Genomic DNA, 20,705 nt, shown 5'->3' on the forward strand with positions numbered 1-20,705 from the left:
TGTAAAAGGTAGCGAAAAGTGCTCTTGCTGTGGCGGGAAATAAAAAAGGCCGCACGAGGCGGCCTTGAGAGAAGGGGGAAACGGGTATCAGTTTGTTTCCGGCTTCACTTCGATATAGTCCAACTGCAACACGCTGCTGGTGTAGCCGCGGATCTTGTTCGTCATTTCAATATCCCCATTCAGCTTGTGGCCGTAAGACGGGATAATTTCTTTCAGTTTGCTCTGCCATTCTGGCGTCGCCACTTTGTCTTTGAAGACTTTTTCCATCATGTGCAACATGATTGGTGCAGCGGTGGAAGCACCCGGTGATGCGCCCAATAGAGCGGCAATGCTGCCGTCCTCAGAACTGACCACTTCGGTACCGAACTGCAGCAAGCCGCCTTTTTCATCATCTTTCTTGATGATCTGCACACGTTGGCCGGCAGTCCACAGTTTCCAGTCGGCCTGTTTGGCTTCAGGGAAGTACTCTTTCAGCGCTGCGAAACGGTCGTCGTCGTTCATCATCAACTGACCAACCAGGTATTTCACCAGGTCGAAGTTATCCAGCCCGACGTGGGTCATCGGCATCAGGTTGGACGTGCTCAGGGAATGCAGCAGATCGAACAGCGAGCCGTTTTTCAGGAACTTGCCGGAGAACGTAGCGAACGGGCCAAACAGCAAGACACGCTTGCCATCCAGCATGCGGGTATCCAGGTGTGGAACCGACATCGGTGGTGAACCTACGCTGGCCAGGCCATAAACCTTGGCCAGGTGTTGGTTAGCGATGTCCGGGTTAGTGGTCACCAGGAACTGACCGCCGACCGGGAAAGCACCATAGCCGTCTGCTTCAGGAATGCCGGTTTTTTGCAGAAGGGTCAGGGACGCACCGCCTGCGCCGATAAACACGAACTTGGCATTCACGGTGGTTTCTTTACCGTCACGGTTCAGATCGGCCACGGTCACGCGCCAGGTGTTGTCGGCGTTGCGCTTAATGTCGCGGACTTCATGGCTCAGGTTCAGCTTGAAGTTTGGATTTTTGGTCAGCGTATCCACCAGTTGATGGGTGATCACGCCAAAGTTCACGTCGGTGCCCAGCGGCATACGGGTCGCAGCAATTTTTTGCTTCGGATCGCGACCGTCCATCACCAGTGGGGCCCACTGTTTAATTTGGTTGGCGTCTTCTGAGTACTCCATACCACGGAACAGGGTGCTGTGTTGCAGCGCTGCATAGCGTTTGCGCAGGAAGTTGACGTTATCGTCACCCCAAACAAAGCTCATATGTGGCACGCTGTTAATAAAAGATTTTGGATCTTTCAGGACATTATTTTTCACCTGATAAGACCAGAATTGACGAGAGATTTCAAAAGACTCGTTTACCACCACGGCTTTGCTGATATCAATGGTGCCGTCTTTTTTCTCTGGGGTGTAGTTCATTTCAGCGAAGGCTGAATGGCCTGTCCCGGCGTTATTCCAACCGTTGGAGCTTTCTTCTGCCACACCGTTCATGCGTTCGTACATGTCGATGGACCAGTTTGGTTCCAGCTCATGCAGGTAAGTCCCCAGCGTGGCGCTCATGATGCCGCCACCGATCAGTACCACATCAACGGTCTTATTCTCTTCTGCTGCGGCCTGTTGCGTAACGCCAAACAGGTTCAGACAGAAAATCAGGACGAGTAATTTTCTCATTAAATTAAATCTCTTGTGTGTAAATTCTACTCATTGCAGGTGAAAGAATTTATCGGGAGCTACCCTGGAAATAAGTAAAACTAACCCGCCCGGCAAAGCCGAGTCGCAGTGATAATGTCTTTTTGTTAATCGTTTTTTTTAACGAAAAGTGGATTATTACAGGCTGTCTGGGGACAGGTTGTTCAACTCTGGTTACTGAGGGGATATTATTGTTTGCAATATTGTTAAAAACTACTTTTGTAATTAAAAAAAGCGGATTAAAGGCAGGAATAATTCATTTGGTATTTTTATTTAAATATAACCGCTATATTTGCAGGGTTTAATTGTCGCTGATTTAAACGATATTTCGTTATCATCGCATATCGATGGAATACCCGCGATATATTTGCAGTTATACCGGATTGGGGGGGCGCATGAATTAATCGGGGCGAATATATTCGCCCCCTGCGGCTGCCTGGGTGATGAATGTTAACGCGGTTGCCAAACGCCGCTGGCAGCCGTGTCGGCGATGTAGGCGCTAAAATCACGCGGCGCACGCCCCAGACTGCGCTGAATGCCGTCGGTCACTGAAGCGTTGCGCCCGTCCAGTACGGTGCTAAATAGATATTCCAACAGTGCGATCATTTCCGCCGGTAGTTGCGCTTCCCGCAGGTAGCCGACGTAATCGGCGACAGGCACCTGCTGGTAGTGGATCTCGCGTCCGCTGGCAAGGGCGATTTCGCCAACCGCTTGCGCAAAGGTCATCAAACGCGGACCGCTCAGTTCATACAACGTATTGCTGTGGCCAGGCTGGGTGAGGGCCGTGACCGCAGCGTCGGCAATATCTTCTGCATCAATAAAAGGTTCGGGGATCTCACCCGGCGGCAAGTAAACCTGGCCATTTAGCAGATCGTCGAGGATAAAACTCTCGCTGAAATTTTGCATAAACCAACTGGCACGCAACACCGTCCAATCTGCACCGCTGTTTTTAACCACGTCCTCCGCTTGGCGAGCCTCGTCTTCACCCCGGCCACTGAGCAGCACAATTTTTTGCACGCCACGATTTACTGCCTGTTGGCAAAAGTGCTCCAGGGTATCGATGGCGCCCGGCACGGCGAGATCGGGTTGGAAACTGAGGTACAGCTTTTTGACACCTTGTAAGGCCGTGTGCCAGGTGGTGCTATTTTGCCAGTCGAAAGGAATGGCTGCACGACGATGCGCTGCGCGTACGGGTATCTCCAGCTGTTGTAACCGTGCTGCTACGCGGCTGCCAGTTTTACCGGTCGCGCCTAAAACCAGAATAGGTGACCCGTTTTGGTTGGTGTTCATGGTGTTGCTCCAAATGTGAGTATTACTCATGTTTTGTAAATATGATAAACCCTCGTATTATTGTCAAGGCAGTTTTTTGTTCAAAGGACGATGCATGATGAATGATAAGCAAAAAAAATCGCCCGCATTGCGGCGTAAACCCAGCCAAACGCGTAGCCGGGAAAAGGTAAAATTGATTCTGGATTGTGCGACTGCACTGATCGCCGCGCAGGGCAGCGATGCAATGCGCATGAGTGAAGTGGCGCAGAATGCCGGTATTTCTATCGGGGCGTTGTATCAGTATTTCCCGGATAAAACGGCGATCGTCCGCGTGTTGGCACAAGGTTATAACCAGGAAGCGCGTGAATGTATTGAACAGGGGCTCGTCCAAGTCCAGTCGTTACCCCAGCTAATTGAAGCGTTTAACTGCCTGATCGATGAATATTATGCGTTGTTTCTGGCTGAACCTGTCATGCGGGATATCTGGGCAGCGACACAGGCCAACAAGACTCTGCGCGAAGAGGAAGTGGCGGAAAGCCGGCTGAACGGGGCATTGCTGGCAGCGGCGATACGTCGACTGCGGCCGCAAGCGGATCCTGCATCGGTTGAGCATGCTGCCTTCTTGTTGATGCATTTGGGGGAAGCCACGATGCGGCTCGCGGTGAGTACCGGCCCGGATGAGGGCCGCGAGTTGGTGGCGAGTTATAAACAGATGGCGGCAAAGATGCTGGCAGATGCCTAAAGCTTGTCTTGCACCAATGCCTGATTCCACTCTTCAGCCAGCAGAGCGTAAATCAGCTCATCACCCCACTCACCGTTGAAGCGATCATTTTGTCGTAGGTGCGCTTCTTTACGCATTCCCAAACGTTCAACCACGCCGATCGAGCCACGATTGGCGGCATCGAGACGGGCAAAAATACGGTGAAAACCCACTTGGTTAAACCCGCGCTCCAGGACTGCCCGTACGGCCTCAATGGCATAGCCCTTACCCGCATAGGCCGGGTTGAAGATATAGCCAATCTCTCCTTGTAACGCGGCGCGATTGGCCAGCTTTAACAGGACTTCACCGATCAGATCGCCGCTGTCTTTCACCGTGACGGCACAATAAAAAACGTCGCCGTCTTTGCTAAAGCGCGAAGCCACTGCATCGGCAAGCAGGTCGGCCAGTTGCGCGTCGTTGGGTGTTGGCGCGTACAGGTACCGATAAACCTCTGGCAAGCGATGGTAAGTTGCATAGGCATCGAGATCGGCAGGCGTAAAGCGGCGCAGTTGCAGACGTTCTGTGGCGAAGGGCAAGGTGATCACATTCAAAAATAGCTCCTTATTGTTGGGCAGGCTGACACCGGTTTTTCAACAAGCGGGGTAACAGTTTTTGCAGGGTTGGACCAGCGGTCATGATACTCAGAGCAGTCACTTGCAGCTCAACGTTGCCGGGAGTGATCAGGCCTTCGAGAATGAGGCTTAGCCTGCCTGATATCACAGACAGAATCAAAACCGATTTTCACCGAGAGACGGCATGAAAGCAAACAAGGAACCAGCCCAACGGAGTAACGCCATAAAGAGTTCTTCTCATAAGCGAAAATGGCGCTTCAATATAGCAGCCGCAGGGGGGGGTTAAAGGGTAAAGGCCCCATTCACCGCCTGAAAGACAAAGGATGAATGGGGGGCAGATTTAGCCAGCCACGGGCTTACTTAATCGCCATGGCGTCACGCATGGTATAGAACAGATCGGTTTGATCGGTTAGCCCAACCACGTTGGCGGCATGTGGGCCGTAGGCGGCGACCCGCAATTGTGTGCCGGTGTGCCCCTGAGAATCTTCTTCTGAATTCCCGTAGCTGATGGTCATTGGCGCACCATCTTTGGTGGTCAGCATTTGCGTCAGGCCGGGGGCCTTGGCATCGGCAGCGATAATCTGGCTGGAGTGGGCATGGTCAGCGGTGACGATCACCAGGGTATTGCCATCGGCACGGGCGAATTCCAGCGCTTTTTGTACGGCCTCATCCAAATCGACAGTTTCACCAAATTGACCGCATGGGTTAGCGGCATGATCTTGCTTGTCGATCGACGCCCCTTCAACCTGCAAGAAGAAACCGTTTTGATTGGTTTTCAGCAGATCGATAGCTTTTTCTGTCATGGCTGCCAGCGTTGGGATATCCGCAGTGCGTGCCGGGTTGTTTTCGCAGGTTACCGCCGGTTTGTCGATATTGCCGTGATAGGTGGCTTTCGGCCCTTGCCAGCGAACGGGCATATTACCGCCGGAAAACAGCCCCAACAGCGGTTTTTGCTGATTAGCCACGCTCACGGCGTTCAGGGCATCGAGGTTCTCAACCCATTGATAACCAAGTGCCGTTGCTTGGTCTTTCAGTGATTTTCCTTTCCACTCGCCGCTTTTCGCGAGCTGATTAAAGGATTTGGCACCTCCGCCGAGCGTGACGTCGGCGCGGGCTTTGAGTAACTGCTCACTGATGGAACCACGGCCACCGTTTTCCAGCGCGTTGGTTGCGCATTTTTCGCTGGTCTCTTCCGGGCCGTAGCATTTACGCGAGGTAACGTGAGAAATTTGTGCTGCCGGCGTAGCGTCTTGCAGTTCGGCAGTAGAGACGTTGCCCGTGGCTTTACCCGCAGCTTTGGCAATCTCTAACAGCGTCGGCTGATCTTTACCGTTGACGTCGACGCCGAGAGCCCCGTTATAGGTTTTAACGCCACTCGACCATGCGGTCGCTGAGGCGGCGGAGTCGGTGACATAGTCAGGTTTGTGGGTTTTTTTATCGAGTGAGTAATGGGTATATTGGCCGGTCAGCGGCAGGGCATCTATGCCTTTAAAATAGCCGCCTGCACCTTCGGCATAGTTACGTGCCGAGGTAATTTCAGAATCACCCATGCCATCGCCGATCAGCAAAATCACGTTTTTGGCCGTGGTGTTGGACAGTGACGCTTTCAGTGCCGCGGTTTGGTCGCCGCTCAGTCGGCGTGCGCCACCAGGCTCGACGATGTCGCCGCGTGCTGCACGCTCGGAAAGGCTTGCGGTATTGACGGTGGTGTCATCGGCGAAGGCGGTGGCACACAGTAAGGCGGATAACACGGCACCGGCGATCAGGGAAACGGAATGTTGCATGGGGGAAAGCTCCTTGTCGTAATATAACAACATAATTAGCATCAATTTGTTACGTAAGGAGGGTAGAGCAGGTGCGTGACACTTTTATGACGGGAGTGAGAATGGGATAGCCGGGCGGCTATCCCAGGCAATAAATTATGCGTTGCGGGCGGGGATATTCAAACCGCGCTGCACTGCCGGGCGTGCCAGACCACGCTCCAGCCATTGTCCCACGCGTGGGAAACTGTCGAATTCAACCAGCTCGCGGGCTTCATAGAAGCCGATCAGATTACGCACCCAACCCAGCAGTGAAATGTCGGCGATGCTGTAATCCTGGCCCATGATCCAATCACGGCCTTCCAGTCGGCTTTCCAGCACTCCGAGCAGGCGCTTGGATTCATTTGTATAGCGTTCTAATGGGCGTTTATCCTCATATTCGCGGCCGGCGAATTTGTGGAAGAAACCAAGTTGACCGAACATGGGGCCGACCGCCGCCATCTGGAAGAATACCCACTGAATAGTTTCATAACGCAGGGCAGGATCCTGCGGCAGAAACTTCCCGCTTTTCTCCGCCAGATATAACAGGATGGCGCCGGATTCAAACAGGGCCAGTGGTTTGCCATCAGGACCATCGGGATCGATGATCGACGGGATTTTACCGTTCGGATTCAGCGACAGAAATTCCGGTGTCCATGTTTCGTTCTTGCCGATATCAATCAGGTGCGGTTCATAAGGTAGACCTATCTCTTCCAACATGATGGAAACCTTGACGCCGTTGGGCGTAGGCAGAGAGTAAAGTTGTAGCCTTTCAGGATGCTGGGCGGGCCAGCGTTTGACGATCGGGAATTGGGTTTGATCGATCATGAAGAGTCCTCGGGTTGACGTTGTGCTTTCTCAGTATTGCAGCAAAGCTAACGCGGCGCAGGGTTAGAGCGTGATATCAAAATGTGCTTTCAGCACTTTTTTACCGGCGGGGGTGAGTTGCAATTCGCGGCTATCGAGTTGGCGTCGGATCCAACTGCGTTCGATAAATGTATTGAGCAACGCGGCACCCAGTGCGCCACCAAGATGGGCTTTACGTTCGCTCCAGTCCAGACAGCCGCAGGCGAAACGCCGCCGGGAAAGTGCCGCAGAACAGTCAACGCCCAACTGAGTTAAAGCCGTCCGGCCCATATCACTCAACCGGTAATGTTCGTCGCCTTCCAGCCAGCATAGCTGGTGCAAACGATCGTGCAATTTTACCGCGATTTCACCGGCCATATGGTCATAACAGGTACGGGCGAACTGCAGGGACGTTGGGGTACTGCTTTTTACGATGGGTTTTTCGACACCGGCCAGCGCCATCAGCGTTTCCAGCGCGGCTGCGACCGCCGGCCCGGCCAGACGGAAATAGCGATAGCGCCCCTGCTTGATACACAGGATCAATCGCTGCTCCAGCAGGCGCGCCAGATGGCCGCTGGCGGTAGAGGCCGCCACTTCAACCGCCGCACTGAGCTCCGTTGCGGTGTAGGCACGCCCATCCATCAGCAGGCACAGCATACGTGCCCGGGTTCGGTCGGCAATGGCGGCAGTCAGCGCTGCCAAACGGTCTTCAATATGGATGTCATTCATATTTCGAGCTTAGGCGAAGTATTGCAATCAGTCTAGCGCTAGGATGTGTCTTCACACCGGCCTGGCGTGAGGGAGAACCTCATGGCAGTTTGCCCTGAATTTACCTCTGACAGGAGCACATTATGATTGCCGTTATTTTTGAATTGCAGGCTGCCGACGGGCAACGTGAAACCTACCTTAATTTGGCTGCCGAACTGAAACCGCTGTTGGCGGAAATTGACGGGTTTATTTCCATTGAACGTTTTCAAAGCCTGGCCGATCCGCAGCGGTTGCTGTCGCTTTCCTTTTGGCGTGATGAGGCGGCAGTTCAACAGTGGCGCAACATCGAACAGCATCGGGCTGCGCAGGCGCGTGGGCGCCATGACGTGTTGGCGTACTATCGCCTGCGGGTAGCAGAAGTGGTACGCGATTATGGCCTGGATCAGCGGGAACAGGCCCCTCAGGACAGTCGCGGCTATCACGTTGGTTAAAAGCCCGCCAGAGCGGGCTATCAGGGCGCGATTATTTGGCTTCGCTGCCGACGTTCATTGCGCCAGCGTAGTTTGCCCCCATGCCCCAACTGGCGCCATGTTCACTGGCAATCTTTAAAACTCCGCCGGCCGTGTTTTTGTGGCTCCAATCCTGCTGCCATTCCAGCATCAGCGCCACCCAGTTTACCGGTGTGGCTCCGGCCTGAATCAGTCGCTGCATCGCATTGTGTTGAGTATCTGCGGTGATATCCCCGGTGACGTCCGACAAAATGTAGACTTCGTAACCTTCTCCCAGTGCAGACAGCGCCGGCAACATGACGCAACTGGCCGTCCACAGGCCGCCAATAATGATCTTCTTGCGACCAGACTGCTTGATTTGTTCCACCACCCGAGGATCTTGCCAGACGTTAATCGCGGTGCGGTCATACACCTTCAAATCAGGGCGGGCTTGGGTTACCTGCTGAAAAAACGGGCCAGCAAAGCTTTTGGCATTAGCTGAGGCCAAAATGGTGGGCACATTAAATACCTTGGCTGCTTTGGCGATGCCCGTGGCGTTGTTCACCAGGTTGGTCTGATCAATAGAGGAGATGGTCATGCCGAACATGTCTTGCAGATCGACCATCAATAACAGACTGTTTTCGGCAGTAAGGGGTTGAACGTAGCCAGCTTGACGCGTTGCGGTGTTCGCTGTCGGTTGCGCCAACGAGGCGAGCGGTGTTGCTGCGCTGCTCAGGCCGAGCAGCAGGGCGATGAGGGTCTTTTTCATTTTGAACTCCTTGATGATCAACTTATTGATTTCACTTCACGTTATGAAGTGGCTGATCTGGAGTTTACTGATGTTGTTTAGGTTAATAATCTGTGGTTTATTTAATTTATAATTAACTTTTTGGAAATTATATGGACGTTTTACTGGCGATGCGGGCATTCCGCCGAGTGGTTGAACGCAACAGTTTTTACAAGGCAGCCGAGGACTTGTCGGTAACACCCGCGGCCCTCAGCAAGCAGATCAAGCAGTTGGAAACTCGGTTGGGCACGGTGTTGATCGCGCGCACCACGCGTACCATGAGCCTGACCGAGGCGGGACAGCTGTATTATCAGGAGGCGTGTCGGTTATTAGCAGAGTTTGATGCGCTGGAGCAGTCGGTTGCTGATACGACTCAACGGGTGGCCGGCACGTTACGTGTCAATGCGCCGCTGTCATTTGGCCTGATGGTGTTATCACCCTTGTTGCCGCAGTTTATGCAACGCTATCCTGAACTTCAGGTTGAACTGACCCTGGATGACCGAGTGTTGGATGTGGTAGCGGCGGGTTTTGATATTTCTCTGCGTATTCGCCGCCATTTACCGGATTCTTCTCTGAGTGCCCGCGCCCTTGCCGAGGTACAGCAACGGATTTGTGCTGCACCGGCTTATCTGGCGCAATACGGCACTCCGCAGTCGTTGGTGCAGTTGCAGCAGCATCATTGTCTGGCATATTCATTAGCTGAAAAGCCTGGGCATTGGCATTTTACGTTGGGTGAAGAAGATATGAGCGTGGTGGTCAAACCGCGGTTCACTGCAAATAACAGCCTGATGCTGCGTGACATGATTGGCGCAGGGTTAGGCATTGGTTCGTTGCCATCATTTGTCGCCGATCCCGAGATTGCTGCAGGTCGGTTGGTGCGATTATTCCCGGATAGTGTTAGCCACACCCATCAACTGTTCGCGGTGTACCCGACGCGTCGCCATGTTCAGCAAAAAGTTCGGCTGTTTGCCGATTTTATCCGTGACACCTGGTGCGCTTAGCGCGTTTCTTTGATCGTTGACAGCCTGGTCCTTTTGTCTTATTCATAACTGATGAACAGAAGCCTTTTTTCATTCGCGCAGATTATTATCACCATTCTCAGAGTGGTGGGATAGCGCGTCTGTTATAAGCGAAACCCCGCCAGTCAGGCGGGGCAAAAAGGTCCTCCGACTGGCAATATAATATCCCCAGGAGGCACTTATGAAGAATCATCCCCCCGCCGTTTTACACCTGATGTGCGGTAAAGCCGGCTCCGGCAAGTCAACATTGGCGAATAGCCTGGCACAGCAAGCCGATACATTGTTGCTGGTTGAAGACAGTTGGTTGGCGACGTTGTATGAACAACAGATGGCGACCCTGCAAGACTACGCCCGTTATTCAGCTCGCTTACGCCAGGCGTTGAGTGAGCACATTGTGCAACTGCTGGCTAATGGGCTGTCTGTGGTACTGGATTTCCCGATGAATACGCCGGATCGCCGGCTGTGGGCCAGGCAATTAGCCGATCGGGCTGGCGTTGACCATTGCCTGCATTTTTTGGAAGTGAGCGATGCGCAGTGCAAGAGCCGGATAAGAATCAGAAACGAGCGCGGCGATCATCCCTTCGTGTTAACCGAAGAGGCATTTGATTTACTCACTCAATACTTTGTGGGGCCTTCGGAAGAAGAACGATTGACCATTGTCCGTTATGGCGATCAAGCGTAAACACCCTGTGTTAAGGCAGGCCCTGATTCGGGCACTGCCTTATGTAGCGTTATACCGTAGCGTCAAATGCACAATGGAAAGTGACCGTGCCCTGCGGGAATGGGCCACTGAATGACAGAGCCTGGAAATACTCAGCTGGAATGCCCGGCAGTGTCAGACCTGCCTGTGCCATGAAACCAAAGCGGCCGTAGTAACCTGGATTGCCCAGCACCACACAACCCGCTCCGCTGCTTTCTTGCAGTTCGGTCAACAGTTGGCGGATCAATTGGCTGCCTATCCCCTGATTCTGGTAAGCCGGCAGCACCGAAACCGGCGCCAGTCCGTACCAGCCTTTCTCGCCGTTGCTGATCGTTACCGGTGATAAGGCGGCGTGCCCAATCAGTATGCCATCCCGCTCGGCAACCAAAGATAAGGATAAGGCACCGGCACGTCGCAGCGCGTTGACAATAAACTGCTCCGTATGGCTGCTGTGCTCCTCACTCAAAAATGCGGCAGCGGTCAGGGCTTCGATGGCGCAGATGTCGCCCGATTCTTCATGACGAATAATAAAAGTCATAACAGTCTCCAAATAAGAGTGAAACCGGCCAAAGCCTAGGCCTGACCGGTAAAAATGATTAGCGATTATCCAATTGCGCACGTACGGCTTTCAGCCCGGTGATAGTTACGCGATAAGGGCGTCCCTGGCGGGAAAGGATCATGCGTTTGGTTTTGAGTTTGGTAAAGATGGGTAGAGAGCAATCGGCCAGGCCTAGCCCTTCGCGGGTAAAGCATTGAACGTGGGTCACACGACCCGCGTTATCACGGGTGAACGCGATATAACCACCTTTAGCCAACACGTGCAGCACGCGTTGTTCCGCTTTGGAAATGTTCATGTTGAGAAATCCTGCAGTAAACCCAGATACACGCATCCCCACGCAAATGCGTGTCGGATACGTCAGAACCTCCTGCCAAAACGGCAAGGAAGTGACTATCGGGTCGCTACAATCTCCAACATACAGGCCTCGGGTAGTGAAAAACGCCAGAAAGGCGTTAGAACGCAGTTAATTTAGCCAAGGATTGTCGGGTTGTCAATTTGCCGGTGGGGGCCACCGGCAATGGGCTATCAGAAAGGTTTAGTGGGAAGGTATTTGCCGTCCAGGGTGATCACGGCACGTTCGCCACCGTCCGGGTCCGGCACTTTTTTGATGTCCAGTTTGAAGTTGATCGCGCTGATAATGCCGTCGCCAAACTGTTCATGCACCAGGGCTTTCAGCGTGGAACCATAAATCTGCACCATTTCGTAGAAGCGATAAATGGTCGGATCGGTCGGTACACCGCCAGGGATGCTGCCGCGTAGCGGGATGGTTTGCAGCAGACGTACGGCGTCTTCGTCCAGATCGAGCTTAGCGGCAACGGCGCGGGCAGCCTGTTCTGGTAGCGGGTGCTGTCCCAGCAGCGCCGCGGTGACAAACGCCAGGCTCAGGCCGGTACCTTCATTAATCGCTTCGAAGGTCAGGTTTTTGCGGATCTTGGCGTCCATAATGATGTCGGTTAAGGCTTCGCGTGAAGATGAGTGATGCAGTGACTGTGTCATATTGTCTCCTTTAATAAATGAAATTAAAAACGGGCTACGGCAGGGGTTGCCGTGACTTCAGGATTAGTGGCTAACGGAATAAAGCGTCGGGTTTCACCATCCAGCGCTTCGATGCAGCCGCTGGCGATGTCGTAAACCCAGCCGTGCAGCTTCAGTCGCCCCTGTTCAAGCGCCAGGGCAACGGAAGGGTGGGTTTTAATATTGGTCAGTTGCGCGATGACGTTCTCACGGACCATAGCACTGACGCGTTCCCCTTCGGAGGCATGCGGATAAGCCTGATTGACCACCTTGGCGGAATCGGCGTAGCGCAGCCAGTTTGCTACGGTCGGCATATGATCCAGGCACTGGCAAGTGGCAATCGCCGTCATCGCGCCACAGTCGGAATGCCCGCAGATCACGATATCTTCCACGCCGAGCGCAGAGACGGCATATTCCACTGATGCGGAGACGCCACCCGGCTCGGGGCCGAACGAAGGCACAATATTGCCGGCATTGCGGATCACAAACAGGTCGCCAGGTTCACGCTGGGTAATCAGTTCCGGCACCAGACGGCTGTCAGAACATGAGATAAACAGGGTGCGCGGGCTTTGTTGGGTAGCCAATTGCTGGAACAATGCCGTACGTTCGACGAATGCTTCGCGCTGGAACTTCAGAAAACCCTCGATCACTTCTTTCATATTTTCTCCATCGGGTTGCTGTTAAGCGATGGATGCATCATGCGCCGTACTGGCTATAGGGTCTAAGACCCATTTATAATGATGGCCATAGGAATTACCAATAGTAGGTGCGCTATGCTGTTACGACACATCCGTTATTTTCTCGCCGTTGCCGAGCAGGGTAATTTCACCCGCGCGGCCGAAGTGCTGCATGTCTCCCAACCCACGTTATCGCAGCAAATCAAGCAGTTGGAAGAGCAACTAGGCACCCCCCTGTTTGATCGCACCGGACGCGCGGTACGTTTGACCGACGCCGGCGCGGCCTGGATGCGCTATGCCCGGCTGGCATTGCAAGATCTGGAGGCAGGAACGCGGGCAATTCATGATGTGGCGACATTGGAACGCGGTAGCCTGCGGTTAGCCATGACACCCACGTTTACCGCCTATCTGATTGGGCCGGTTATCGACGCTTTTTATCGGCGTTATCCGGGCGTTTCGGTGAGTATTCATGAAATGACGCAGGACAGGATTGAGGCGCAGTTGGCGGAAGATCGGTTGGATTTGGGCATTGCTTTCGGCCAGGCGCAATCGGCGGATATTGAAGCAGAGGATTTGTTTAGCGAGTCACTGAATATGATGGTTGGGACTCATCATCCGCTGGCTCAACAGCGCGAACCTTTGTCTGCGCAAGCGTTCGAACAGCAGCCGTTGGTGTTGCTCAGTGAGGACTTCGCGACTCGTCAGTTTATCGACGATTATTGCCAGCGGCTGGGCATTCGTCCCCGAGTGGCGATGGAGGCCAATGCGATTGGCGCCATCATTGACATTGTGCGCCGTAGCCAACTGGCGACCTTGCTGCCGGCGGCGATTGCCTTAGAAAACCCACAGTTGCACCCGGTATCACTTATTGACGCCATGCCTGTGCGCCAGGTGGTATTGCTGCAACGCAAGGGTGCCTACCGTAGCGCAGCGTCGCAGGCGTTTATCGAGGTTTTGCATCGGCAAAATTTTATGTAGGGATGTCCGGGTATGCTGGCTAACCTGGCGGTCGCAAATCACGGGATCCTGGCGGTTTGCAGACAGAGTTCCTGCTGCCATCGCAGAGTCAAGAAATCAACCAGAGCTCGCGCTGCTGGCCCCACGGGCCCCGGCGGATAAACGGAATATACCCCGGTCTCTCTGCCAGCCCATTTCGGCAATACCTGCACCAACGCCCCCAAATGTATGGCATCGGCCATGGTCACTGCGGAATGAAAGGCGATGCCTTGTCCGTCGAGGCAAAATTGCTTAACAGCATCACCATTGTCCGCACGCATTCGGCCCTTGGGGCGAAAAACGGTTTCACCCGCAGGACCAAACAGGCGCCAGTTATCGCCGTCGTGGCTTGCCGTCGATACCAGACAAGCGTGCTGTTGCAGTTCTTCCAGATCGGTGGGTTCGCCAAATTGTTGCAGATAGCGCGGTGAGGCAACCAGAATACGACGATTATTGAGAAGCTTACGCGCGACCAAACTCGAATCCGGCAAACGACCGATGCGGATAGCCACCGCCACGCGTTCCGCGACGATATCGACATAACGGTCGGTCATCAGCAGGTCTACGCGTAATTGGGGATATTGCACCATAAAGGACGACAGATGCGGTGCCACATGGAGGCGTCCAAAAGACAACGAAGTGCTGAGCCGTAGCGTTCCCCTTGGCTGGCTTTTTTCATCGCGCATGCGCTCATAAGCGATACGTAATTGCTCAAGGGCGTTACTGCAATCAATGAAATAACGTTGTCCGGCGTCGGTGAGTGACATTGCGCGGGTGGTGCGATTGATCAGCAACATATCAACCTGCTGCTCAAGTTTCTTGACCAAGCGGCTAACTGCGGAAGGGGTCATGCTCAGCGCTTGCGCCGCCTTAGCGAAGCTTTGGTGTTCCGCCACTGCGACAAAGGCTTTCACCAGGTGTAAGGAAGGCTCTTCCATTCGTTCTCCTAAGGAATGAATGTCTGAAATTCGTGGCTATTATCATCCATATTGGCGGTGGTTAGAATGCGTTTTTTCGGGAGAATTTTATGGACCTCAATAATAACGCCACCGTTTTTGCCCATTTACACCGTCAACCTCATCCATTGCGGCTACCCAATGCCTGTGATGCCGGTAGCGCATTACTGATTGAAAGCCTTGGCGCCGCGGCGATTGCGACAACCAGCGCCGGCGTTGCGTGGTCATTGGGCTATCGCGATGGAGATAAATTGCCGTTGGAGCTGCATCTTGCAAGTATCGCTTCGATAGCACGCGTGATTAACGTACCGCTCAGTGTCGACATTGAAGGTGGCTATGCCACGGCGGAACACAGCCTTGAACGTGTAGTAGCACGTTTTATTGATGTCGGCGCGGTCGGTATCAATATTCAGGATGGCGTGGACCAGCCGCAAACGCTATGTGAAAAAATTGGCCTGGCGCGCAAAGTCGCGGAACGGATGGGCGTCAAACTTTACATCAATGCCCGTACGGATGTTTACGCGCGCAATTTGGTACCTGCCGCCATGCAGGTGGATGAAACGTTGGCGCGTGCCAAATTGTACCGCGACGCAGGGGCGGACGGCCTGTTTGTTTTGGGGGTGACCGATCCGCAGGCCATCCGTGAAATTTCCGACAATACGGAACTGCTGCTAAACGTGATCGCCTGGCCCGGTCTTTTGCCTGCCGATCAGCTTGCCGCCCTGGGAGTAAGACGGGTCAGCGTCGGCTCATGGATCCCGCAAACGTTATGGTCGCACACCGCAAAATTGACCACGGATTTTCTTACGGATGGCGGTTCCGAACCCTTGTTTAGTGACGCGGCACCCTATGCACGCATCAATGGCTGTTTTCCTGATTGAGCCATCGCTCTATTGAGAATAGAAACGGGATACGCCTGTGATTTCCAGCGTCACGTTAACCCCAAAAGATGAACCAAGCCGACGCCAAGGCAAATTAATTAGCTGAGGATAATAAAACGGTTGATCCTGCCGGTCCGCGTAAGGCGAAAGGGCCGGCAGCCTAACCCGAGGCGCTTAGCATATGGAAATAACATTAATCTTAGGGTGTGATATGACACCTTAATAGCAGAAAGGAAAATAGAAAATAAGTGACAGCTTGAGGTTATTAACTTACTCATCATGGGTTCGATACAGAATAATAATATTATCTTTTGTAATCAGGTTGACGAGTTTATTTTGTGCAATTATTACTAATAAATATTGATGAATCAATAACTCAGCAACGAGGCGAGCATATGGAGCAAATTCTCCGGCATCCTCTGTTTTTGTTTTTAGCGCTTTTTGCCCTGATGTCGCTGGGGTCTTTGGGAAGTATTTTTCTGCTCAGAAGGAAAAAACGCCTTGATGGTGCAGAGTTGGATGATTTTAACCTTGTGCAAGGAGCGACCTTGACGCTGTTGGCGTTGCTGATTGGTTTTAGTTTTTCTATGGCCATCAGCAGATACGATCAGCGGAAAAACTATGAAGAAGAGGAAGCCAACGCCATAGGTACCGAATTTCTGCGGGCCGATTTGGTTTCGAGCGACAGGCGCGAAAAGATCCGCAGTTTGCTAAAACACTATGTCCAGCTGCGAATAGACTACTACCAGACACGCGACGTCAAAGCTCTGGCGGCGCTTGCCGAACAGACCAATGGGCAACAGGCGCAGCTGTGGTCGGAAATCCAGCAGGCGGCAAAAGAGCAGGCGACACCCATTGTCGCGCTGGCGGTGTCAGGCATGAACGACGTGATCAATACACAGGGTTATACCCAGGCCGCATGGTTGAATCGTATACCGGTTTCCGCCTGGATCTTGCTGATCGTGATTGCGCTGATTTGTTGCATGTTGGTGGGATACAGCGCTCGGAGCCAGGTAGGGAAAAGCATTTTCCCGCTGGTGCTACCGGCGATGGTGGCTTTATCGATGGCGATGATCGCCGATATTGACACCCCCCGGGGAGGATTAATCAGAGTGGTACCGCAGAATCTGCTTAGCCTGCAGCAAAGCTTGCCTTAGTGATATCGACGGTACTGTTGCTGCGCTGCGCCAGCCCGAATCGATGATTCAGGCCGGCGCCACGGTAAGCCAGCGTGTGATGGCTAGGGTCAGGTCGTGAACTTTCCCCTCAGTCTTTGTGCCTTTCTCTGAACAGGGTGGTTGCAATCAGGCTAATCGTCAGCATACCGGTGACGTACCACGCTGGAGCCAGTGGATTGCCGCTCACATCCAGCAGCCAAGTGACGATAAGCTGTGCCGAGCCGCCAAACAGCGTCACGCCAAAAGCGTATATCATCGAGGTGCCGGTGGCGCGGACGTGGCGCGGTAGCGCTGAGACGATCAGCATGGTACTCGTTAACATGTTGATGCCCAGAGCGCCGATCAGCAGGATGCGGATAACGATGGCTAACCATAGATACTCGGCGGAACCCAAAAACCAAAAGGTCGGGTAAATCAGCACCAATGAGGCAAAAATCGAGAGAATCAGCGGTTTTTTGTAGTTTTGCACGCGATCCACATAGCGGCCAGCGTAATACACGGCGATGATTTGCACTATGGAAGCGATACAGCTGAACAGGTAGGCGACAGGACCTGCGATGTGATAGGTCTGCATCATATAGGTTGGCATATACAGCAGCACAATATAAACCATCACCGTGCCGGACATGATAATCAGCACGCCCAGCAGCAGGTCTTTGACGTGGTTACGCAGCAAATCCAGCACCGGGTTTGTCGAGGGGTGTTTTTTATCTTGTGCTTCCCCACTGTAGGTTTCTTCCAGGTGTTTACGGATATACACGCCGGCAGGAATGATCAGCAGGCCGATAATAAAGGGCACGCGCCAGCCCCAGGAGTAGAGCGCTTCTTCTGAGAGAAAATAGGTTAACAACAACCCGAAAGAGGCACCCAGCAGGGCGCTGATACCTTGGCTAATCGCCTGCCAACTGACAAAGAAACCGCGCTGATTGGCGCCGGCAGACTCCAACAACAACGTCGTGGCCGAACCGACTTCACCACCGGCAGCAAAGCCCTGAATGAGTCGCCCGACCACAATCAGTATGGGGGCGAAGACGCCAATCTGCGCATGGGTGGGGGCAAAGGCAATCAAAGCGGTACCGACGCCCATCAGGACGATGGTCATCAACATGGCCGCCTTGCGCCCGACGCGGTCAGCATAAGCGCCCAAGACCATGCTGCCCAGCGGACGCATAATAAAACCGACGCCGAAGACCGCCACCGACATTAATAAAGACCCGTAGGCGCTGTCGCTAGGGAAATACAGCTTACCGATAATAGCGGCAAAGAAGCTGTAGACGGTGAAGTCAAAGATCTCCAACCCGTTGCCCAGGCTGGCACCGAAGATGACCTTATAATTAACCGCCTTCTTTTCGGCGGTTTGATTCTCGGATAACGCGTTTTCTGCAGTGTTCATCATTATCTCTCGTGATAGGTTTTGAGTTTGTTATTCATTATTTTTATTGGTAATGCCGCATGTTTCCGCCATGTCTGTAATCGGTACTGCGATCGGCGCTGACGGCACTCGCGTCATCACAAAACTGCAACCTTACATTTACATATACTTGTATGTACAAGCATGTGCAATACGCGTTCAGATAACCTGGTTACAGTTGTATTGAATGTGATAATTATTTATTTATCAGTGTCTTATTATTATTTTTCGAGATAATTGGCGAAAGGTTATGAATCGATTTAGTGAGCTATTACGCATAACCAGCCTAAATCAACGCAGGTTTTAAGAGTCCAATCACAAAACCAATTTTAGAGAGGGAAATAAGGTAATCAGGTGGTTAAAACAGAATAAAATAAAGTTATTTCGTTTTAGGAAAGCCAAAGTGACAGGGATATAACCTTATACAGGATTCGAATATTTCATTCTAACATCTCTACCGCTAAATATCTGCCATATCCCAATAAACGCGTCGTTTCTGTTTTTAGACGTGGGAGCTTGACTTGTACTACTAATAGGGGCTTGGTGCTTCCTTTTTGTTAATTTAAGGGGGGGTATGGAGCTAATACAACGTCCTTCTGAATCTGCTTATATTGATGAAGAATCAGAATTGACTGGTAAATTATAAGTCTGATGATTGAATTTCACCCTATTGGTTATTTGTGTTATAAGTAAATTTGTATTATTGCACGACAATGAAATGATCAAGGAGCGATTATGTATAGCAATAATGAAGTTATCAGTTATTTACAGGCTAATAAAATTCTTGCGCTGAAGCTCGATCATGCTGTCTCTGCCGTAGGTCAGCAGATCACAAATCAAATTGATATCTTAGGGAAAGGTACTACCCGTCTTCTTTATTATACGTCCTGTTTCACAGATGAATATAACGATGTTTGTCAGCGACAAAAGACGGAAGACCTGCGATTCAGAAATGGTGTTATTCGCATTGTTCAGCATGGTGATGTGGTCTATGACATGCTTCGTATTTATTTTGAAAAAATACTCAAATACAAAAATAATGACCAATTAGAGTACATTAAAAAATCTCTAATGGCCGTGAATATCCATATCGCCGCCAGCACTCTTACCGGTGCCGGATATGCTTTAGCGGTCGCTACCAGTGTCCGTATTGGAATGAATCTACGTATACAACTCAGCGCCCTTACGGGACGTGCAGCTGGTACGGCTGCCGGGGTAGTCGCTACATATGGTTTAATTCAGAAAGCGGCGGATAGTGCCTATCGCCTACACATCCAATACCCTGCCTACTACTCGGCGCTTTACACGCAACAACTGGAAATGATGTATTTCCTGATTGAACCGGTATTCGAGCGGGCGGGTGCGCTTGAAGCACAATGGGCGTCTGATTTAGGCATAGCAAGCATCATTACTCGAATGGTTCGATAACCATGCTTAAATCGCTAAAGAAATTTCTACTGTGGCAGCTTAGATTTTTATCATCACTATATGGTCCTATCATTCTCACGTTTATTTTCACACTGCTTCAAGGTTATTTTTTCCCTAACAGCCCTGTCTGGCCGGCAGGAGTATTTGCCATAATTATGATTATTATATTTACACGCTATTGTAAATGGTAAGGTCAGAAACAGTAGCTTTATTTAAAATCTCACCGATAAGGAAATTGTATGTCTACCCCTGCACATTTATGGCTTGAAGACGAAAATGGCTCCCCGATTGTCGGTAGCTGTATGATGCCGATGCGTTTAGGTTCTATCGAGCTTAAATCATTCTCCCATGCAGTCACTATTCCGGTTGATCCTGGCTGGGGAAAGCTTACTGGAACGCGTGTTCACAATCCGATCACGATAGTGAAAGAATTCGATAAGACTACGCCGCTCTTGTATCGCGCAGTGTGTGAAGGCCGACCAATGAAGAAAGCGACGATCAAGATGTATCGTATTATGGAATCGGGTATCGAAGCTGAATATTTCAATATCATTCTGGAAAATGTCAAAGTCACGACGGTTTCTCCTTATCTTGCTCCTAACGGTATGAGCAGCACTCACTTGGAAACTCTAGAGCTGCGTTATGAAGCAATCACATGGAAGTGCACAGATGGAAACATAATCTACCGAGATTCATGGAACAGTCGAGTCTGCGCTTGATTCGCGTGGTAAGGAAAGAAGGAAGGGGGAATAGGCTCCCTTCTCTTATTGATTCTATATGACTTGCTCCCAGTATTAGATACAACGCTCAGCCATCTCTGTCTGACGTATTACTCTCGCCACGTAGGATTTTTTTCATTGCACGATGTGCCATCTCGTTATTCTATAGCGCCATTCTTCCGTGGACTGTTCGTACTGAGGTAGCCTTTATACTTGTTTGCCGGCACGAAGACCTACCTGACTGTTTTGATGCCA

The 20,705-nt window shown here is 51.9% G+C and carries 22 protein-coding genes; 9 read left to right on the forward strand and 13 right to left on the reverse strand.

The window, feature by feature from the left end; genetic code table 11:
* Positions 1–87 precede the first annotated feature (87 nt).
* Positions 88–1,665, reverse strand: coding sequence for a malate dehydrogenase (quinone) (gene mqo, locus JOE25_RS01215; RefSeq protein ID WP_209632399.1), 1,578 nt, complete (start codon positions 1,663–1,665; stop codon positions 88–90).
* A 468-nt stretch (positions 1,666–2,133) separates the two neighbouring features.
* On the reverse strand, positions 2,134–2,973 hold the full coding sequence (locus JOE25_RS01220) for an NAD(P)H-binding protein (RefSeq protein WP_209632400.1): 840 nt from the start codon (positions 2,971–2,973) through the stop codon (positions 2,134–2,136).
* A 97-nt stretch (positions 2,974–3,070) separates the two neighbouring features.
* On the opposite strand from JOE25_RS01220, the gene JOE25_RS01225 reads away from it, so the two are divergent.
* Positions 3,071–3,694: a TetR/AcrR family transcriptional regulator gene (locus tag JOE25_RS01225; RefSeq protein ID WP_209634140.1), complete on the forward strand. Its 624-nt coding sequence runs from the start codon at positions 3,071–3,073 to the stop codon at positions 3,692–3,694.
* On the opposite strand, the gene JOE25_RS01230 is transcribed toward JOE25_RS01225, so the two are convergent.
* The 4 genes from JOE25_RS01230 to JOE25_RS01245 form a co-directional block, all read right to left on the reverse strand.
* Positions 3,691–4,257 (reverse strand): GNAT family protein, encoded by a 567-nt coding sequence (locus tag JOE25_RS01230; protein WP_265557161.1) that lies wholly within the window; start codon positions 4,255–4,257, stop codon positions 3,691–3,693. The two genes, JOE25_RS01225 and JOE25_RS01230, sit on opposite strands and share 4 nt — an antisense overlap.
* 383 nt (positions 4,258–4,640) lie before the next feature.
* Entirely contained in the window at positions 4,641–6,068 is a 1,428-nt protein-coding gene (phoA, locus tag JOE25_RS01235) for an alkaline phosphatase (protein ID WP_209632402.1), read from the reverse strand.
* A 135-nt stretch (positions 6,069–6,203) separates the two neighbouring features.
* Entirely contained in the window at positions 6,204–6,911 is a 708-nt protein-coding gene (locus JOE25_RS01240; RefSeq protein WP_209632403.1) for a glutathione S-transferase N-terminal domain-containing protein, read from the reverse strand.
* Between the two features lie 63 nt (positions 6,912–6,974).
* Entirely contained in the window at positions 6,975–7,658 is a 684-nt protein-coding gene (locus JOE25_RS01245; RefSeq protein WP_209632404.1) for a metalloregulator ArsR/SmtB family transcription factor, read from the reverse strand.
* A 122-nt stretch (positions 7,659–7,780) separates the two neighbouring features.
* On the opposite strand from JOE25_RS01245, the gene JOE25_RS01250 reads away from it, so the two are divergent.
* The gene (locus JOE25_RS01250; protein WP_209632405.1) at positions 7,781–8,128 is read left to right on the forward strand and encodes an antibiotic biosynthesis monooxygenase; all 348 of its coding nucleotides are present in this window, start codon (positions 7,781–7,783) and stop codon (positions 8,126–8,128) included.
* A 31-nt stretch (positions 8,129–8,159) separates the two neighbouring features.
* Here the strand turns inward: JOE25_RS01250 and JOE25_RS01255 are convergent, their stop codons facing one another.
* A complete protein-coding gene (locus JOE25_RS01255) occupies positions 8,160–8,894 on the reverse strand; it encodes an isochorismatase family protein (protein ID WP_209632406.1) in 735 nt (244 codons plus the stop codon).
* A 131-nt stretch (positions 8,895–9,025) separates the two neighbouring features.
* On the opposite strand from JOE25_RS01255, the gene JOE25_RS01260 reads away from it, so the two are divergent.
* Positions 9,026–9,913, forward strand: a complete 888-nt coding sequence (locus JOE25_RS01260; protein ID WP_209632407.1) for a LysR family transcriptional regulator — start codon at positions 9,026–9,028, stop codon at positions 9,911–9,913.
* Positions 9,914–10,112: 199 nt separating this feature from the next.
* Positions 10,113–10,613, forward strand: a complete 501-nt coding sequence (locus JOE25_RS01265; RefSeq protein ID WP_209632408.1) for an ATP-binding protein — start codon at positions 10,113–10,115, stop codon at positions 10,611–10,613.
* Positions 10,614–10,662: 49 nt separating this feature from the next.
* Here JOE25_RS01265 and JOE25_RS01270 read toward each other — a convergent pair whose 3' ends face one another.
* From JOE25_RS01270 to JOE25_RS01285, 4 genes are all read right to left on the reverse strand, one after another.
* Positions 10,663–11,169 carry an N-acetyltransferase gene (locus tag JOE25_RS01270; RefSeq protein WP_209632409.1) on the reverse strand — a complete coding sequence of 169 codons (507 nt, stop codon included), beginning with the start codon at positions 11,167–11,169 and terminating at the stop codon, positions 10,663–10,665.
* 58 nt (positions 11,170–11,227) lie between these two features.
* Positions 11,228–11,485, reverse strand: coding sequence for a YjhX family toxin (locus JOE25_RS01275; protein ID WP_209632410.1), 258 nt, complete (start codon positions 11,483–11,485; stop codon positions 11,228–11,230).
* A gap of 230 nt (positions 11,486–11,715) precedes the next feature.
* Positions 11,716–12,186 carry a cyanase gene (gene cynS / locus JOE25_RS01280; protein ID WP_209632411.1) on the reverse strand — a complete coding sequence of 157 codons (471 nt, stop codon included), beginning with the start codon at positions 12,184–12,186 and terminating at the stop codon, positions 11,716–11,718.
* 23 nt (positions 12,187–12,209) lie between these two features.
* Positions 12,210–12,863, reverse strand: coding sequence for a carbonic anhydrase (locus tag JOE25_RS01285; RefSeq protein ID WP_209632412.1), 654 nt, complete (start codon positions 12,861–12,863; stop codon positions 12,210–12,212).
* A gap of 114 nt (positions 12,864–12,977) precedes the next feature.
* Here JOE25_RS01285 and cynR point away from each other — a divergent pair, with 114 nt between their 5' ends.
* Entirely contained in the window at positions 12,978–13,859 is an 882-nt protein-coding gene (gene cynR / locus JOE25_RS01290; RefSeq protein WP_209632413.1) for a transcriptional regulator CynR, read from the forward strand.
* 38 nt (positions 13,860–13,897) lie between these two features.
* On the opposite strand, the gene JOE25_RS01295 is transcribed toward cynR, so the two are convergent.
* Entirely contained in the window at positions 13,898–14,815 is a 918-nt protein-coding gene (locus JOE25_RS01295) for a LysR family transcriptional regulator (RefSeq protein WP_209632414.1), read from the reverse strand.
* Between the two features lie 89 nt (positions 14,816–14,904).
* Between JOE25_RS01295 and JOE25_RS01300 the strand changes: the two genes are divergently transcribed.
* Both JOE25_RS01300 and JOE25_RS01305 read left to right on the forward strand, forming a co-directional pair.
* Positions 14,905–15,714 (forward strand): isocitrate lyase/phosphoenolpyruvate mutase family protein, encoded by an 810-nt coding sequence (locus JOE25_RS01300; RefSeq protein ID WP_209632415.1) that lies wholly within the window; start codon positions 14,905–14,907, stop codon positions 15,712–15,714.
* A 395-nt stretch (positions 15,715–16,109) separates the two neighbouring features.
* Positions 16,110–16,871 (forward strand): hypothetical protein, encoded by a 762-nt coding sequence (locus JOE25_RS01305; RefSeq protein ID WP_209632416.1) that lies wholly within the window; start codon positions 16,110–16,112, stop codon positions 16,869–16,871.
* Positions 16,872–16,980: 109 nt separating this feature from the next.
* Here the strand turns inward: JOE25_RS01305 and JOE25_RS01310 are convergent, their stop codons facing one another.
* On the reverse strand, positions 16,981–18,288 hold the full coding sequence (locus JOE25_RS01310; protein WP_209632417.1) for an MFS transporter: 1,308 nt from the start codon (positions 18,286–18,288) through the stop codon (positions 16,981–16,983).
* A 750-nt stretch (positions 18,289–19,038) separates the two neighbouring features.
* On the opposite strand from JOE25_RS01310, the gene JOE25_RS01315 reads away from it, so the two are divergent.
* Positions 19,039–19,731 carry a hypothetical protein gene (locus JOE25_RS01315; RefSeq protein ID WP_209632418.1) on the forward strand — a complete coding sequence of 231 codons (693 nt, stop codon included), beginning with the start codon at positions 19,039–19,041 and terminating at the stop codon, positions 19,729–19,731.
* 239 nt (positions 19,732–19,970) lie between these two features.
* On the forward strand, positions 19,971–20,450 hold the full coding sequence (gene tssD, locus JOE25_RS01320) for a type VI secretion system tube protein TssD (RefSeq protein WP_209632419.1): 480 nt from the start codon (positions 19,971–19,973) through the stop codon (positions 20,448–20,450).
* Positions 20,451–20,705 lie beyond the last annotated feature (255 nt).

Source organism: Serratia sp. PL17 (assembly GCF_017832355.1).
In the GTDB taxonomy this organism is placed as follows: Bacteria; Pseudomonadota; Gammaproteobacteria; order Enterobacterales; family Enterobacteriaceae; genus Serratia.

What these genes read in the sequence shown, in the direction of transcription:
- JOE25_RS01305 (WP_209632416.1), top strand. Translation starts at nt 16,110, where the DNA reads ATGGAGCAAATTCTCCGGCATCCTCTGTTTTTGTTTTTAGCGCTTTTT.
- JOE25_RS01285 (WP_209632412.1), bottom strand. Translation starts at nt 12,863, where the DNA reads ATGAAAGAAGTGATCGAGGGTTTTCTGAAGTTCCAGCGCGAAGCATTC.
- JOE25_RS01225 (WP_209634140.1), top strand. Translation starts at nt 3,071, where the DNA reads ATGAATGATAAGCAAAAAAAATCGCCCGCATTGCGGCGTAAACCCAGC.
- JOE25_RS01300 (WP_209632415.1), top strand. Translation starts at nt 14,905, where the DNA reads ATGGACCTCAATAATAACGCCACCGTTTTTGCCCATTTACACCGTCAA.
- JOE25_RS01245 (WP_209632404.1), bottom strand. Translation starts at nt 7,658, where the DNA reads ATGAATGACATCCATATTGAAGACCGTTTGGCAGCGCTGACTGCCGCC.
- JOE25_RS01250 (WP_209632405.1), top strand. Translation starts at nt 7,781, where the DNA reads ATGATTGCCGTTATTTTTGAATTGCAGGCTGCCGACGGGCAACGTGAA.
- JOE25_RS01260 (WP_209632407.1), top strand. Translation starts at nt 9,026, where the DNA reads ATGGACGTTTTACTGGCGATGCGGGCATTCCGCCGAGTGGTTGAACGC.
- JOE25_RS01265 (WP_209632408.1), top strand. Translation starts at nt 10,113, where the DNA reads ATGAAGAATCATCCCCCCGCCGTTTTACACCTGATGTGCGGTAAAGCC.
- JOE25_RS01255 (WP_209632406.1), bottom strand. Translation starts at nt 8,894, where the DNA reads ATGAAAAAGACCCTCATCGCCCTGCTGCTCGGCCTGAGCAGCGCAGCA.
- phoA (WP_209632402.1), bottom strand. Translation starts at nt 6,068, where the DNA reads ATGCAACATTCCGTTTCCCTGATCGCCGGTGCCGTGTTATCCGCCTTA.
- cynR (WP_209632413.1), top strand. Translation starts at nt 12,978, where the DNA reads ATGCTGTTACGACACATCCGTTATTTTCTCGCCGTTGCCGAGCAGGGT.
- tssD (WP_209632419.1), top strand. Translation starts at nt 19,971, where the DNA reads ATGTCTACCCCTGCACATTTATGGCTTGAAGACGAAAATGGCTCCCCG.
- JOE25_RS01270 (WP_209632409.1), bottom strand. Translation starts at nt 11,169, where the DNA reads ATGACTTTTATTATTCGTCATGAAGAATCGGGCGACATCTGCGCCATC.
- JOE25_RS01275 (WP_209632410.1), bottom strand. Translation starts at nt 11,485, where the DNA reads ATGAACATTTCCAAAGCGGAACAACGCGTGCTGCACGTGTTGGCTAAA.
- cynS (WP_209632411.1), bottom strand. Translation starts at nt 12,186, where the DNA reads ATGACACAGTCACTGCATCACTCATCTTCACGCGAAGCCTTAACCGAC.
- JOE25_RS01295 (WP_209632414.1), bottom strand. Translation starts at nt 14,815, where the DNA reads ATGGAAGAGCCTTCCTTACACCTGGTGAAAGCCTTTGTCGCAGTGGCG.
- JOE25_RS01240 (WP_209632403.1), bottom strand. Translation starts at nt 6,911, where the DNA reads ATGATCGATCAAACCCAATTCCCGATCGTCAAACGCTGGCCCGCCCAG.
- mqo (WP_209632399.1), bottom strand. Translation starts at nt 1,665, where the DNA reads ATGAGAAAATTACTCGTCCTGATTTTCTGTCTGAACCTGTTTGGCGTT.
- JOE25_RS01315 (WP_209632418.1), top strand. Translation starts at nt 19,039, where the DNA reads ATGTATAGCAATAATGAAGTTATCAGTTATTTACAGGCTAATAAAATT.
- JOE25_RS01220 (WP_209632400.1), bottom strand. Translation starts at nt 2,973, where the DNA reads ATGAACACCAACCAAAACGGGTCACCTATTCTGGTTTTAGGCGCGACC.
- JOE25_RS01310 (WP_209632417.1), bottom strand. Translation starts at nt 18,288, where the DNA reads ATGATGAACACTGCAGAAAACGCGTTATCCGAGAATCAAACCGCCGAA.